The organism is Methylomonas sp. HW2-6 (assembly GCF_052474525.1).
The window spans coordinates 4,150,934-4,166,315 of the sequence record NZ_CP184124.1; the positions used below are offsets into that span (position 1 = coordinate 4,150,934).

Below are 15,382 nucleotides of genomic sequence, written 5' to 3' on the forward strand. Positions count from 1 at the left end.
CCGTAATCGAGGTAAACCGCCATGTCCAGAGCCTTTGCCGACCTTTGTTTTACCGATTCGGTGCGCGCCGCACAGCGCCGCTACGGCAGCCGGGAGGGCAATCTCGGTTTCGAAACCGCCGCCGATCCCCGCGCCGAGCTGGGCGAGACCGAGCAAGCCTTCGTCGCCGAGCGCGACGGCTTTTACCAAGCCAGCGTAGGCGAAACCGGCTGGCCCTACGTGCAGTTTCGCGGGGGCAGCGCCGGCTTCTTGAAAGTGTTGGACTCGCGCACGCTGGCTTACGCCGACCAGCGCGGCAACCGCCAATACATCAGCGTCGGCAATCTGGACGCAGACGGCCGGGTAGCTTTGATCCTGATGGACTACGCCGCGCGGCGCCGGCTGAAAATTTGGGGCGTGGCCCGCATCGTCGAACTCGACGCGACGGACTGGCCGGCGGCGCTGCCCGCCGAAGCTGGCGTCGAGCGGGCTATCGTGATCGACGTAAAGGCTTACGACTGGAATTGTCCGAAACACATCACGTCGCGCTTTACCGAAGCGCAGATTCAACCGCGCCTGGCCAGCCTACAAGCGGAAATCGAACGCTTGCAAGCGGAAAACCGTCGGCTGCGCGACGCTCTGCAAGCGGTCGAACGCCGCTACCTGCCGTAATCGGCGGCGCAGGCATTGAGCCGTGCCACGCCGCCCCAATCTTCGAACAGTTTTTGCGCCGCCGCGTCAATGCGTTCCGGCGTCAGGTAGGGCTCGGCGCTGTCGCCGCTGGCCGGGAAGATCAGCACCATCGCTTGCGGTACTATCCAGGCCTTGCCTTTGAATGCGCCCTTGCCGCGCACCTCTTGGTAGTTGGCCGGCGCCGCGCTTTTGCCGAGCAATTTGCCGTTCAAGGCAACCGAGCCTTCGCCCAATTCCTTCGCCGGCCCGGTATCGCCGACCACGGCAAATACCGGTGCGGAACTGCCCGGCACCAGCGCCACGGCCAAATCGCCGACCTTGGCATGGCGTTTGGCAAATTCCGATAAGGTGTTCTTAGCGGGATTTTTCGGCAGCACCAGCGCTGGCGTGACCAAGGCATCGGCATAGTTGCCGATGTCGCAGACGTCGGCCACATTGGGTTTGTGCAAGGCGGTGGCGGACACCAAAAACCCGTCCACCGGCGGACAGGGTTTCCCGCCCTTGAACGGAATGATCGCCGGCGCGATTTTGGTTTGAGCCAATAGCTCGGCCGGCCATCCGTTTGCAAAGGCTTTTTGGGTGAGCAACCGCCGGCTGCGCAGCCCGTCCTTACTCAGTCCGGCGCAGGCGTCGCTCATGGCGTTGCACAGGTTGTTCAAGGCTGTTTCCTCACCCCAAAAATCGTCGACGCTGTACGAGCGACGAGTGCCGTCGGTATTGACGTTCAAGGCTTCGAAGAAAAACAGCGCCTTGGCCTCGCGATCCGACCAGACCCGGGTGAAACCGGTTTTGGCATTGCCGTCCGGCTGTTTGAAGGCTTGCGCCATGCCGCAGTCGGCGGCATGGCCGGCCGCAACGGATACCAGTAACCACCCGCAAGCGATCACGGTACGGCGGGCAGATTTGGCTAAGCGGCAATCGGACATGGCGGCCTCCGGCAATAGGATCAATGTTGTTCAGTATCTAATATGGTTGCGGAGCGCGCTCGAATTATTTGCAAGCCAACAGTGTTGTCGCATCGAATCGGCTAACGCGGCAATTTGGCGTCGGCGGAATGGCTTGCCGCGGCGTTACCCAAGTAGGGATGAAAAGCCAATTGCCGGCAAAATTCGGCGAATTGGTCGGCCGGCATCGGCTTGGCCAGCAGGTAACCTTGCAGCAATTCGCAGCCCTCGCTTTTCAGAAACTCGGCATGCTCGGCGGTCTCGACACCTTCGGCAATGACGGCCAGCCCCAAACCGCGGGCCATGGCGATGATGGCGCGGATAATGGTGGCATCGCTGATATCTTCGATACAGTCGCGGACGAAGGATTGGTCGATCTTCAACACGTCGAGCGGGAACTGTTTCAAATAGCCGAGATTGGAATAGCCGGTGCCGAAGTCGTCGACGGCAAACCGCACCCCGGCCTGACGCAGAGCATTAAAGGTCCGCTGGCTTTCCTCGGAAGGCCTGAGCAGGCAGCTTTCGGTCAATTCCAATTCCAACACGCCCTGGCCTTCGGGCAGGCAGCGCTGCAAGATTGCCAAGGTGCGTGGGGCAAACTGCGAATGCCAGAATTGGGCGGGAGACACGTTGACGCCGATATGGAATTCGGCGTCGACCAAGTTCAGCCGCCGCCACTCCGCCAGCGTATTCAAAGCGGTCTCGAGTACCCATTCGCCGATAGGCAGAATCAGACCGGTTTCTTCCGCCAGCGGAATAAACTCGGTCGGCGAGATCAACTCGTGTTTGTACTGCCAACGCAGCAAGGCTTCGGCGCCGATCAGGCGGCCGCGGGCACTATCGTATTTGGGTTGAAAATACAGCATCAGTTCGCCCAGCTCGCGAGCGCGTTTTAGGCCGCTTTCCAGATTCAAGCGCCGCGCGCCGCGTTGTTGCAAGGCCGGCTCGTAAAAGCGGTAGGTATTGCGGCCCTGGGTTTTGGCGTCGTACATGGCGCAGTCGGCATAGCGAATCAAGGCTTCGCTGTCGTCGCCGTCGTGCGGGCATAAGGCGATGCCGATACTGAAGCTGGTACTGATGTCGTGGCCGCGAATCGTAAACGGCTTGTGCAAGGTGTGGCCGATCTGCTCGGCCAGGCGCGCGGCATCGCGGCGGGCATCGGCCAATTCGCGGCTCAAACCGTCGAGAATGACCACAAATTCGTCGCCGCCCATGCGCCCGACCGTATCGCCGGCTCTGACCGCATGCCGCAGCCTATCCGACACTTCCTGCAACAATTGGTCGCCGAAGGAGTGGCCCAGTGTATCGTTGACGTATTTGAAGCGATCCAGATCCAGGAACAGTAGGGCCATGGAGCTGCGCCGACGATGGCTCTGGCTTAACGCCAGTTGCAAGTGGTCCTTCAACAAATTCCGGTTGGCCAGCCCGGTCAGCTCGTCGTAAAAAGCCTGGCGTTCCAGCATGCTCTGATAACTTTGCACTTCGGTGCGGTAATCGGCCAACCACGACACCATTAGATTGAAGGCCCGCCCCAACTCGCGCACTTCCGGGCCGCCGCTGTCCAGTTCCACCGGCTGCATGCGGCCGTCTGTCAATTGATGGGCGGCATCGGCCAACCGCTTCAACGGCGACGCAATCCGGGCGGTCATGGTCAACGACACCGCCAAGCCGATCAGTAAAATCACCGCGACCACCAGCAAGCCCCAACGCACGGCATGGCGCACCACCGCGACGAAATCGTCCAGATTCATTACCAGCCGCACTTCGCCGATCACCGTGCTGCTGGGCGTTTGCAGAAACAGCGCGTCTTCGTTCTGAAAGCCGCCGCTGGTGATCGGCCGCACAATCTCCAGCAAACCGTGGCGGTGCGAAGCCTGCCACCAATCCCAGAAACTCTCCGGACCTTTACCCGACTGCGGCAGCGGCCGGGAATCGTATTGGGCGTCGACCGACATCCGCGCCAATTCGCGGCCCTGGGCATCGACAATCACCGCATAGGCCAAGCCAGGCACCTTGCGCAGCCGCTCGAGTTGATGTTCCAGCAATTTGCCCTGACCGGTGAACACCGCGTATTCGCTGGTCTCGGCCAGCATCATCGCCAAAGCCAGACTATGCTGCTGGCGGGCTTCGAACTGGCGGGTCAATTGAGTGTAGGTGGCAATAAAGCCGACGCTGAGCGCAGTCACCAACACCAACGCAACGTTCAGCAGATTGAAGCGGGTCGCCATCTTGATCGAGCTCCGGCTCATGGCGACACCTCGCTGATTTCTCCCAGCCACCGCTCCGGAAAGCTCAATTTCATGTGCTCCAGGGTACGACCGTTGTATATGACCCTGACTTTGCGCGGCGACTGCGGCGGCAGACTGGACGGCGCGGCGCCATTGGCGAGGATGCGCCAGGCCAGATCGGCCGCCTGAGCGCCGAGATCGGCGTAATCCCAATCCAAGGCGTATATCGCCCCGGCCCTGACCCATTGTTCCGACAAACCTATCAACGGCGTGCGGTTGCGGAACGAGTACAACAGCAATTCGCGCACCGCCACCGCGTTGAAAGCCGCCACACCGTCAACCGCCCACAACGCGTCGAGCTGGGCCGGCAATTGTTTCAGTAACTGGGGCAGTTCTTCCGGCGCTGCCGCCGGGGCCGGCACCAACTCCACGCCGTCGGCCTTGGCCAATTGCTGCAGATCATGAAATGTCGACTCCCCCCGCCGCGGATCGAAAATCACCGCGATGTGGCGAACGTCGGGCAACAGCCGGCGCAACCATCGCCAGTGCAACGCCGGTGAAAACTCCAGGCCGACGCCGGTCAAACGCGGTTGGCCGAGAAGTTCTTCGCTATCCAGTAACAAGCCGGCCACAATCGGCACCGATTGGCCGGAGGCCAAGGTAGCGCGCGTGGCCGGGGTACCCAGAGCCAACAGCAAGTGCGGCGTCTCCGCGCGCAGACGTTCGGCTACCACCGGAGCCGGTTCGTCGCCGACGGTTCGGGTTTCGATGTGGGCGTGCACCCCGTGTTGCGCCAACGCATCGCTGAAACCCTGCACAGTCTGTCGATACGGTGCGGAATCGTGGCTTTGCAATATCAGGATGTCGGTCGCGAGCGTTTTACCGAAGGGACATAAGGCAGCGACGCCCAAACAGATCCGGGCGCAACTGCGGCTCAATTGTGGCTTGGCCCGCAACCACAGCAACAGCAGCCACTGCCATCCGCCGATAGCGAGCCGGGGCCGTAACGCTACGGCGGATTTAAAATTCAAGGGCCAACCTCAGACGCAGATTGCGTCCATCCTGAGGAATCTGATCGGGTAGATTGGCATTGGGCGGAATCCGCGGATCGGTGTAATTTTCGTCGAACAGGTTGTAAACGCCGCCGGTCAATTCAACCCCCGGCAGCCACTTGCGCGAAAACAGCACCAAGTTGCTAACGGTGTAATCGCCGGTCTGGACATAGCCCGGATTGGCCCGCTGGCTGACGTATTGCAACTCCCAGCTGGCAAACAATTTATCCTGCCACAACGGCGCGCTGACATTGAGCTTGACCATGTGCGTCGGCGAATTGGGCGCCTGTTCCAGCCCGGCAATCCGGGTCTGTTGGTAGGTATAACTCAGGCGGCCTTCGAAGCTGCGGTAACGACCCTGCAACTGGGTTTCCAGGCCGTGCGCCTCGGCATTGCCCTGGTTACGGAATTGCCTGACGCCGCCGGCATCGACCTGATTGATCAGATTGCTCAGCTTGTTGTAGTAAGGACTGAAGCGAAGGTTGAAATACTCGTTGATGCGTTGTTCCAGGACAATTTCGTAGGATTCTATTCGCTCCGGCTTCAAATCCGGATTGCCGATCCAACTGCCGGAACAACAGGTGTAGTAGGTTTCGAAGGCGTTCGGCGCACGGAATGCAGTGCCGTAAAGCAGCTTGAGCGTGGTATCAGAGAAAGGCTGGTAAATCAGGCCCAAACGCGGGTTGGCGGTACCGCCGAAGTTGTCGTAATGGTCGTAACGGGCACCGGCGTGCAAACTCAAATTGTCTAGGATCTCCCACTCGTCTTGCAGGTAGACGCCGGCAATGCTGCTGTTCAAACGATTGTCCGCCCATTGAAAACCGCTCTGCACGTCGTAATTGGCCATGTGCTGGACGTAATTGCGGCGGTATTCGCTCCCCAAGGTCACGCGGTGTTTGTCGAAAAAGGTGTGACTCAACAACGCTTCGCCACCCAACCAATTACCCTGCCAGGAATCCTGGTTGGTGAGCAGTGGTTGCGGGGCCGGGCGACTGTTCAAGTCGTCCTCGAATTCGTAGCCGTCCCAAAACAAGCGGCCGGTAACCTCCCAATCGCCGCTGAAGGTATGCCGGTAATTCAAATCGGCATAGGCCCGGCGGTCGTCGTAGTGGCTATCCGGCACGCCGAAATCGGCGCCGGCGCTGCCGGCCGGCAGGTATTTTTTACGCTGCATGTAACCGCCGCTCAACGTAAAGTCGCCCCAAGCCAACTTGCCGAACAAGCGTTCGACTTGCTCTTGGTCCAACCCATTGGCAGAACCCAAATTACCGTAGTCCAAAGAATGGTGACCGTCGCTATGGTAATAACTGGCCGACAGCAGGCCTTCCATACCGTTGGCGAACTTCTGCCCATAGCTGACCTGGCCTTGTTCGCTGTCGTAGCTGGCGACTTCGCCGCCCAGCCGCACGCCTTGCAGATCGCGGCCGCGCTGGGTGATGACGTTGACCACCGCAAATACCGCGCTGCTGCCGTACAGAGACGACGCCGGTCCGCGCACCACTTCAACCCGCTCGATGTTTTCGACGTCTACCAAAAAATCCCGGCCCAAGCCGGCATAGTCCTGCAAGCTCTCGTTGACCCGATGGCCGTCGATCAACACCAGGATGCGGGTGTTGTAATCGCCCGGCGGTGCAAAGCCGCGCACGCCGACGCGTTGGTAAGCGCGATCGTAGGTGCTTAAAAAGCCGGGCAGACTGCCCAACATGGCGGCAACGGTACGCCAGCCATAATGTTTGATCTGTTCGGAAGTGATGACATCGACTGCGGCGGGAGCTTTGGTGATCGGCTGCTCGTGGCGCGAAGCACTGAATACCGAGGGTAACTCGCCGAACAATACCGCCTGTTCATCTTCGGTTTCCGCTGCGGCGGCGTCCTCGGCACTGAGCGCGGGGGCGCTCAGCGACAGGCAAACGAGTAACGCAACACGGCAATTTCCGGTCAAACAAGGCATGGCGATTCGGATTCGATTTAAGTTAAGCGCAAAGCATTAGAGCTGCATAAGCTTAGCCAATCGAACACGAATGCCAAATGGATAAATCGTTTCTGCGTTTTGCCATAGTTCCCCCCTCCCGGCATCGTTCCTCGATGCCGCACGACGATTAAGTCAAAAGGCCAGTCATGGCGGGTACTGTACACCGATTGATGCGGTACCACGAAGTATTAATAACCTCCTTCTGGCGAAAAGCAGGGGAAGCCGAAACCCGGAACGGTTTCCGGCCACCGGCGTTGGACCGATTCCGCTCAACCGGCACGACCGGAAATGCGTGGCGCCGCCCGTTTCTCGGTTCTCACCCCGGACGGGCGTTGACCAACCGCCTGCCCACGGAAATGCAGGCAGACTCGATTCCATCCCCCGATCGGTATCGCGCTAGGCAAACCGGCCGTTTTGATAGTCGGATACCGCTTGTTCGATCTGCTCCCGGCTGTTCATCACAAACGGCCCGTGCTGAACGATGGGCTCGCCCAGCGGCGCACCGGCGACCAGCAACACTCGGCTGTCCTGCCGCGCGCGAAGCACCACGCCGTCGGCCTTATCGGAATTGCTTAACACCGCCATCCGCCGCATACCGGCATTTCGTCCGGCCACCTCGATTTCGCCGGCATAAACGTAGAAAAACGCGTTATGTCCGGCCGGCAACGGCTGCTCGAATCGGGTTCCGGCCGACAGGGCCAGATCCAGCACCAAAGGTTCGGTGGTCGGCCGTTGAATTGCGCCGATGACGCCGTGGCTGCCGCCGGCCAGCACCCGCACCTGCACGCCAGCCACGGCGAATTGCGGAATCTCCGGGCTCTGCACGTCCCGGTAGCCGGCCGGAATCATCTTGGCGGCGGCCGGCAGATTGATCCACAATTGAAACCCGGCCAACAATCCATCTTTCTGTTCCGGCATTTCCGAGTGGACGATGCCGCGGCCGGCCGTCATCCATTGCATGCCGCCGGTTTCCAGCAAGCCTTCGTGGCCGGCGTTATCTCTATGGCGCATCCGCCCGGCCACCAAGTAGGTCAAGGTCTCGAAGCCGCGGTGCGGATGGTCCGGGAAACCGGCAATGTAATCGTCGGCCGACTCGCTGGCAAACGCGTCCAGCATCAAAAACGGGTCCAAGCGTCGCTGCAGATCCTGACCCAACAGCCGGGTCAATCTGACGCCGGCGCCGTCGGAGGTCGCCCTGCCCTCCACCAGCCGTTCGATATGCCGCGACTGCAACACGGTCTGGCTTTGTTCGATTTGTGTAGTCATGACTAATCCCCTCTCGCTGGAAATTTAAGCGGCCAAAGCCACGATTCGATCTTCAGCCGACTTGAGCGCACTTTGTTCCGCATCCTCGCCCAGCGCCAAGCCTTCGGCGTAAACGAACTCGATGTCGGTCATGCCCAAAAATCCCAATACCGTACGCAAGTATGCGCTTTGGCTGTCGGCTGCAGTACCGCGATGGATACCGCCGGCGGTTTGGATCACGTACACCTTTTTACCCTTTAACAAACCCTCCACGCCTTGTTCGGTGTAGCGAAACGTGACTCTGGCCTTGGCTATCGCATCGATCCAGGCTTTCAATTGCACCGGTATGCCGAAGTTGTACATCGGTGCGGCAATCACGATCCGATCGGCTCTTTGAATCTCTTCGATCAAGGTATCGTCCAAGGCCACCCGCTGCGCCTGCTGGAAGGTACGCTGCTCGGCCGGGGTGTTGAAAGCAATCAACGCGGCCTTGTCCAGCCAGGGATGCGGCGTTTTTGCCAAATCGCGTACCACCAATTGCGCCTGCGGAAATTGCCGGCGCAATTTGGCGGACAAACTGTCGGCCAACCGGCTGGAATAGGCATTTTCGGCTTGAATGCTGGAATTGATTTGCAGGATGTTCATGTCGGTCTCCCAAAATGTTGAAGTCGGGATGACTATACGCTGCGGCGATAATGGGCAGAAGACCGAAAAATGGATAACATTGTTCCACAGGAGGAACAATTAATGAACATCGAAGCCAACGATCTGTGGCTGTTCGCCAAAATTGCCGATGCCGGCAGTTTTTCCAAGGCCGGCGAATTGCTGGGCTTGCCGAAATCGACCCTGTCGCGGCGTATCAGCCATCTGGAAAAACAACTGGGTGAGCGGCTGTTGCAGCGTACCACCCGCCAGTTACATCTGACCGAGTTCGGTTTGCGCCTGCTGCAGCACGGCCGCCAGATCGGCGAGGAAATCGACGCCGCGCTGGCCTGGGCGGAACACCGGCAAACCGAACCGAGCGGCCGCTTACGCATTTCGCTGCCGAACGACTTTGCCACTTTATTCCTGGTGCCGGTGTTGGCCGACTTTAACGAGCGCTACCCGGCAATTGCCTTGGAAATCGATTTATCCGCCCGCCGTGTCGATCTGGTCGGCGAAAATTTCGATCTGGCGATTCGGATGGGTGAACTGCCGGACGACGCCAGCTTGACTGCCAAACGTTTGAGCCAACAAGATTGGGGCTTGTATGCGTCGCCGGAGTATTTGGAACGGCACGGGCAACCGCAACAGCCGGAAGACTTGAACCGCTACCATGCCTTGACCTTACCCGGCCGCTACCGCGAGCAACCGCTGTGGCAGCTCGACTGCGGCAATCTAAGCTGGCAGGGCTTGCCGCCGGCCCGGATTTTGGCGAATTCGCCGGAATTGCTGGTCAAGCTGGCCTGCCGCGGCCGCGGTATCGTTGCCGCTCCGGTTTCCTACGCGGCAGCCTATTTAAAAAGTGGGGAATTACAGCGGGTGCTACCGGGGTGGTGCTTGCCGCAAACCACGGCCTGGCTGGTGTTTCCCGGCCGAAAGCTGATGCCCGGCAAAACCCGTGCGTTTATCGATTTTTTGATCGCAAGCCAGCAACAGCCGGCATAGAACCGCACCGACGGCGCCTCCTGCCTTGAGTGCGACGCAACCGGCTAAAATTCGAGCGCCAGCTTACCGTAGACACCGCGGGAAACCCCGCCCGGTTGGATGATGCCGGACTCGTCGATGTATTCCAGCCGCCCGTCATCCAGCAAGTTTTGGCCGACCACGGACAGCTCCAGACTGGGCAGGACTTTCCAGGCCAGGCGGGTATCGAAGCTGGCGCGGCCATTGAGTTGCCGCAACTGATTGCCGGCTCCGTTGCCGACCACGCTACGCGGCCCGGTGTAACGCAACCAGAAATCCAGCGAAATCCGATCGGTCGGGTTGATGGCGGCGCGCAGCGACAGGTTATGCTGCGGGCTGGTCTGTTGCGCCAAGCCGACGAAAGTGCCGAACTCGGTTTTCAGCAGGCTGTAATTGGCATCCCAGCGCCACCAGTCCGCCATTTGCCAGACGGCTGCCGCTTCGAAACCGTAGGTATCGGCCTGGCCCAGATTGCTGACGCTAACCGGTTGCACGAGGTGCAATACCGGCGTAGCCAACAATGACGGCGTTCCCGCCTGGTAAGCGGTCAGGTTATCGTAGTCGTTGTAAAACGCGGTCAGGTCCAGCGAAGCCTGGCTGGCCCAGGCGAAGCGGTAGCCCAATTCGTAGGACAGCACGTCTTCGGCCCGAAAACTCCGGTTGCCGTTCAGCACCACTTCTGTCGGCAACGTACCCAATCCCGGAACCTCCGTGGGAAGCACGCCGTTGAGAAAACGAATATCATGATCGGCGCGGGACGGCGTCCGCACCGCGCGGGAAAATGCCGCCCAGACCCGTTGTTCCAAAGTCGGCGCCCACATCAACCGCGCCGTCGGCTGGCCTTCGAACCCGGAATAAGGATTGTGTTCGAACTTGGAACCGAGCGTAAGCCACAGTTTGTCGTCCACCAGCATGATCTCGTCCTGCACGAATGCGGTGAACAAATGGGTGTCGCGTTTCAAACGCGTAGGCTGAATCAGCAGGCTATCCGAAAATTCATCCAAATTTGCCCGGTAACCGACACCCCAGATCGCGCGCTGCCGTTCGCCTATCGCGAAACTGTTTTGAAAATCCAGATCCAGTGTATCCAGCGACTGTTTGGCAAACGTGTGGTTGCCACGTTCGGAATGGTCGTAATAGAACTGCAGGCTGTATTCGGCGGTAGTGGAAAAGGTATGCCGCAAACGCGACAGAATATTCGCACCCGAGGTCGAAAAATTCTCGATCAGTCCCTGCTGAAACGGCGAACTCAGCACCGGCAATAGCGCGTTTTGGCTCAAGCCGCTGCGGTAAAGGTCGCCTTGCAAGGTCCATTCGTCGCGGTCGGACAGGTGAGAATCGATTCTAAATCCGCCCTGCTGCTTATCCCAGCGGTCGGCACTGGGCGCAAAGCCCTCAACCTGCTCCAGGCCGTCGCGCTGGAAGCCTTTGACGTAAACCCGGCCGAAGCTGTCGTCGCCCAATTGCTTGCCGTAACGCAAGGCGCCGAAACCGGTCTCCAGCGTACCGCCGCCGCCGGTAACTAAACCGCCGCCGGTATCCTCGGCCCGCTTGGAAATGATATTGATCACGCCGTTGACCGCATTCGCGCCCCACAACGTCGCCGCCGGCCCGCGGATCACTTCGATGCGTTCGACATCTTCCAGCATCACGTCCTGAGCGTCCCAATATACGCCGGAAAAGCCGGGGTTGTAGACGCTACGGCCGTCGATCATGACCAGCAGCTTATTGGCAAAGATGCCGTTAAAGCCGCGGATGCTGACGGCCCACTTACTGGAATTGACCCGCGCCACGTCGACGCCGGGCGCCAGGCGCAGAGCTTCCGGCACACTGGTAACGCCGGCGCGTTTGATGTCCTCGTTACTGATCACATACACCGCCGACGGTGCGTTCGAGACATAACCGGCCTTTTTCGAAACCGAGGTCACCTGCGATTTCTTGCGGGTGGAAATGACCTGCATGTTCAACAGATCGGCCGTATCCATCTCGGTCACGGGCTGCCGTTCGGCATCCGTTGCGTCGGCGCAGACTGGGACCAACACGCTGAAACCGGCAAAAACAACGGCCAAATAGGCTTTGTGAATCATCTGAGATTAATGCAGTCGCTATGTCAACAAACCAATTCCGGCTATTCCAAATTCGGCCGCCGCTGGTCGACACAACCTCAGTTTCGGCCGTAAAAATGGGAAGCCCTTCAAACTTGAAGCATAGCCGTTTTTGCAACATCCGATGCGTCGGTAGCGAATTTTCCGGTGGCCGTGCCGGCAATCAACCCCGACCTCGAATATCGTTTGCAGTTATTGCTTGAGCCAGAGACACGCGCGACCCAAACCTAACACCAGCGACCAATTTAATGCGGGGATCGGATAACCAGCGAGCCTACCAAGGCAGCGCAGAACCGTCGTATTTGACGAAGCGACCGCTATCGGCCAATTCGAATCCGGCAATCAGCCGGCGCATGCCGCTGACGCTTTCCTCGACATCGATCAAGCCGTTCGGCCCGCCCATATCGGTCCTGACCCAGCCCGGATGCAAAATCAACACGCCGACACCGCTGGAACGCAAATCGATCGCCAGGCTTTTCATCGCCGCATTCAAACCGGCCTTGCTGGAACGGTACAAAATGCTGCCACCGCTGGTGTTATCGGCCATGCTGCCCATCAGACTGCTCAACGAGGCGATCAACGGTTTTTCGCTACGCTGCAAATGCTGCAGAAAACACTCGGCCAGCTTCACCGGCGCCATCACGTTGATCGCCAAGGTCGACGCCCAGGTTTGGTAATCCAGCTTGCCGAAACCGCGTCCGGATTGGTCGCCGTAGACCCCCGCGTTATTGATCAACACGTCGATTTTGCGCCCGGCCAGACTGGCTGCCAAGGCTTCGATTTGAACCAGGTCGGCAACGTCGAGCGCTGATATTTCGATATTCGAATATTGGCCGGCCAAGGCCCGCAGTTGCGCCGCCTGTTCCGGCCGGCGGCAAGCCGCAATCACCTCGCAGCCGGCTGCCGCATATTGCCGGCAAAATTCCAGACCCAAGCCGCGGTTGGCGCCGGTGATCAGTACAGTTTGCATCGTGTAAGCTCCAAAAAGTCGATTGAAACAAAGGGCGCCAGCGGCCGGATCGTCGCTGGCGCAAATAATTGAAATACCTGGCGGCAAAATCGGAATATGCCCGGAACTATTCGCTTTTCCGCATGCCTGACCGCCACATCGAAACCCTGAATCCAGCGGAGGCCATTATGCAAATGCAAGCCGTCAAATCCAGCACGATAGAGGTGGTCGGTTACGACAAAGATACCCACAAAATGCGGGTTGCCTTCAAAGACCGTCCAGCCCAGGAATTCTGCCACGTTCCGGAACAACTGTTCAGCGACTTTCTGAAAGCGCGTTCGAAAAACCGGTTTTACAAACGCCACCTGCAAAACCTGTTTCCCTGCTGAATCCAAGGTAAAACGCGGCGTCGACAGCTCTGCAACCTTTGGGGGCTTCCTCCAGAACTCGGCGCCGCTATGCCGGTTCGCGGCCCCGGCCAATTTTTCGATGCAGCGGATTGAGATTCCAGCCAAACACGCTCGGCCGACGCCGTGCCGCCGATCTGGCAACGCTCAGTGCTTCAGCCGCGTATTACATGTCACCAAACCTTAACAGAACTGAAACTTGGTTTTCTTTTGGACTGGTTAACATTTGTGTTGCTAGTTCTGCGACGTAGTTCTTAGCCAAACACAACATAATTCAGTAACCCCAAGGATATACCAATCATGAACGCTTTTAGACTGACTCTGATCTCGGCCGCTGTAGCGACCCTGATCGCACCTACCGCTCACGCGGCTGCCACCGAGTTTGACAATTTCACGCCGATGACCGGCAACACCACGCCGCTGAATCCTGGCTCCGCCACCCCGTACAAATTGTCTTCGCCTAACTTTAGCCAACAAACCATCGCTGACCGTAAAACCCAAAATACCTTGGTTCCAGGTTCCAACTCAGGCAGTTGGGACATGATCGCCGCCAACGAAACCGGCCCTAACGCCGGCCGCTATTTGTTCATGCCATTCGAAACCGGCACCGGCGGTGTGCAACGTATCGATTTGAGGGACAACAACTACAACACCCGGACCACTACCATCGTCGCTCCGGGCACCCAAGGTTTCGTATCCGGCGATGCATCGTTGTGGACACCATGGGGCGGTTATCTGACTGCGGAAGAATCCTGGGGCGCTGGCAGCTCTAAAGGCCGTTTGTTCGAGGTAACCAATCCCACCACCGCTGCCGCGAACGGCGGTACCTTCATCCAACGTTCGATTCTGCCCCGCGTTTCTCACGAGGGATTGGCGTTCGACAAGAGCAACAACCTGTATTTCGTTGATGAGTTGAACGGTGGTTCCGTCTACAAATATGTTTCGGCCAATCCGTTGGCCACCAATGGCAACGACTTTTTTGCCGCTGGTCAAACCTTCGCTTTGAAAGTTGGCGCCGGCGGCCAATTCGAAGGCAACAACGCGCCGGCGATCACCGGCGCCTCGACTTGGGAAGCGATCACCGATGTTAACGGCGGCGTATTGGCCGGGATTTCTAGCCAGTTGGCCGATGGCACAATCGATGGCCGAGTCAGCGCAGATAACGCCGCCGTGAAAGGCACCGGCTTCAACCGTCCGGAAGACATGGAAATCCAGAATCTGGACAACGGTAACCAATTCTTGTATTTCACTACCACCGACTCCGATAACGACGGTAACACCGCTAATGGCCGTAGCCGTGTCTATTCGATCGATTTGGGTACCAGTGAAGTCAAACTGTTTGCCGACAGCAACACGATCGATATGGCGACAGGCTTGGCGGCTGGCGGCGAATTTAAAAATGCCGACAACTTGGCGATCGACGCCGAAGGCAACATCTACATCATCGAAGATCAAGACGGCGGTGTCGAAGACGTTTGGTTCGCTAAAGACGAAAACCGCGACGGTGTCGCCGAGTCGATCGGTAAATGGATCAGCTTGACTACGGCCGGCGCCGAAAGCACCGGTTTGTATTTCGATAAATTCAACCCGAACAAAGCCTACATCAACGTGCAACATCCGGCCGACGGTATCGACCGGACCATCATGCTAACTGCGGCACCGGCTGCGGTGCCGGTTCCGGGCGCGGTATGGTTGTTCGGTTCGGCAATCGCCGGCATGATCGGCTTGCGCCGCCGTAAAGCTTAATTCGCGGCAGGAGGCATACCCCGCCCGGCGGTTTCCCACTCCCGCAGGCGAATCCCGAGTGCCTGCCGCGATTAATATCCGGCAGGCATTTCTTCCGGTTCCCACGGCTCTCCGCTCATCGCTATACAGCAAGTGCCGTCATGCCCGCAGGACGCGGGCATCCAGTGCCATGGACGGCAACTTCAAGCGATCCTTGCAGCCTGGATTCCGGCAATCCCTGCCGGAATGACGGTTATCAAACAAAGATGTGTATAACGGCGAGCGGTCCTCCGCGGGAACCCACCCCGTAATGAAAACGGCTACGACTTGTTACGCCAAAACATGGGAACCCGCAAAACGGAACCGTTGCCAAAATGGCCGATTGCAATTACGCGAACCCTATCGTTTCCGACTACTT

General features: G+C 58.8%; 12 protein-coding genes. 4 read left to right on the top strand and 8 right to left on the bottom strand.

Going from position 1 to position 15,382, the window contains the following annotated elements; all coding sequences use genetic code 11:
* Nucleotides 1-21 precede the first annotated feature (21 nt).
* Nucleotides 22-651, top strand: a complete 630-nt coding sequence (locus ACH518_RS19835; RefSeq protein WP_445371347.1) for a pyridoxamine 5'-phosphate oxidase family protein — start codon at nt 22-24, stop codon at nt 649-651.
* Here the strand turns inward: ACH518_RS19835 and ACH518_RS19840 are convergent.
* The 6 genes from ACH518_RS19840 to ACH518_RS19865 all read right to left on the bottom strand — a co-directional run bounded on the left by ACH518_RS19840 (nt 639) and on the right by ACH518_RS19865 (nt 8,758).
* Complete coding sequence (locus ACH518_RS19840) at nt 639-1,598, bottom strand: hypothetical protein (protein ID WP_445371348.1); 960 nt, start codon at nt 1,596-1,598, stop codon at nt 639-641. The two genes, ACH518_RS19835 and ACH518_RS19840, sit on opposite strands and share 13 nt — an antisense overlap.
* Before the next feature lie 101 nt (nt 1,599-1,699).
* Nucleotides 1,700-3,865 (bottom strand): putative bifunctional diguanylate cyclase/phosphodiesterase, encoded by a 2,166-nt coding sequence (locus ACH518_RS19845; protein WP_445371349.1) that lies wholly within the window; start codon nt 3,863-3,865, stop codon nt 1,700-1,702.
* A complete protein-coding gene (locus ACH518_RS19850; protein WP_445371350.1) occupies nt 3,862-4,875 on the bottom strand; it encodes an ABC transporter substrate-binding protein in 1,014 nt (337 codons plus the stop codon). Before ACH518_RS19850 ends, ACH518_RS19845 begins: the two co-directional genes overlap by 4 nt.
* Nucleotides 4,865-6,847: a TonB-dependent receptor plug domain-containing protein gene (locus ACH518_RS19855; RefSeq protein ID WP_445371351.1), complete on the bottom strand. Its 1,983-nt coding sequence runs from the start codon at nt 6,845-6,847 to the stop codon at nt 4,865-4,867. Before ACH518_RS19855 ends, ACH518_RS19850 begins: the two co-directional genes overlap by 11 nt.
* A 417-nt stretch (nt 6,848-7,264) precedes the next feature.
* Entirely contained in the window at nt 7,265-8,134 is an 870-nt protein-coding gene (locus ACH518_RS19860; RefSeq protein WP_445371352.1) for a pirin family protein, read from the bottom strand.
* A 24-nt stretch (nt 8,135-8,158) separates the two neighbouring features.
* A complete protein-coding gene (locus tag ACH518_RS19865; protein ID WP_445371353.1) occupies nt 8,159-8,758 on the bottom strand; it encodes an FMN-dependent NADH-azoreductase in 600 nt (199 codons plus the stop codon).
* 102 nt (nt 8,759-8,860) lie between these two features.
* On the opposite strand from ACH518_RS19865, the gene ACH518_RS19870 reads away from it, so the two are divergent.
* Nucleotides 8,861-9,760 (top strand): LysR substrate-binding domain-containing protein, encoded by a 900-nt coding sequence (locus ACH518_RS19870; RefSeq protein ID WP_445371354.1) that lies wholly within the window; start codon nt 8,861-8,863, stop codon nt 9,758-9,760.
* A gap of 44 nt (nt 9,761-9,804) precedes the next feature.
* Here ACH518_RS19870 and ACH518_RS19875 read toward each other — a convergent pair whose 3' ends face one another.
* Together ACH518_RS19875 and ACH518_RS19880 are read right to left on the bottom strand one after the other, a co-directional pair.
* Nucleotides 9,805-11,865 carry a TonB-dependent receptor plug domain-containing protein gene (locus tag ACH518_RS19875; RefSeq protein ID WP_445371355.1) on the bottom strand — a complete coding sequence of 687 codons (2,061 nt, stop codon included), beginning with the start codon at nt 11,863-11,865 and terminating at the stop codon, nt 9,805-9,807.
* A 292-nt stretch (nt 11,866-12,157) separates the two neighbouring features.
* On the bottom strand, nt 12,158-12,853 hold the full coding sequence (locus ACH518_RS19880) for an SDR family oxidoreductase (RefSeq protein ID WP_445371356.1): 696 nt from the start codon (nt 12,851-12,853) through the stop codon (nt 12,158-12,160).
* 167 nt (nt 12,854-13,020) lie between these two features.
* On the opposite strand from ACH518_RS19880, the gene ACH518_RS19885 reads away from it, so the two are divergent.
* Nucleotides 13,021-13,221 carry a KTSC domain-containing protein gene (locus ACH518_RS19885; protein ID WP_140912985.1) on the top strand — a complete coding sequence of 67 codons (201 nt, stop codon included), beginning with the start codon at nt 13,021-13,023 and terminating at the stop codon, nt 13,219-13,221.
* 318 nt (nt 13,222-13,539) lie between these two features.
* Complete coding sequence (locus ACH518_RS19890) at nt 13,540-14,985, top strand: alkaline phosphatase PhoX (RefSeq protein WP_140912984.1); 1,446 nt, start codon at nt 13,540-13,542, stop codon at nt 14,983-14,985.
* The last annotated feature ends 397 nt before the right edge of the window (nt 14,986-15,382 follow it).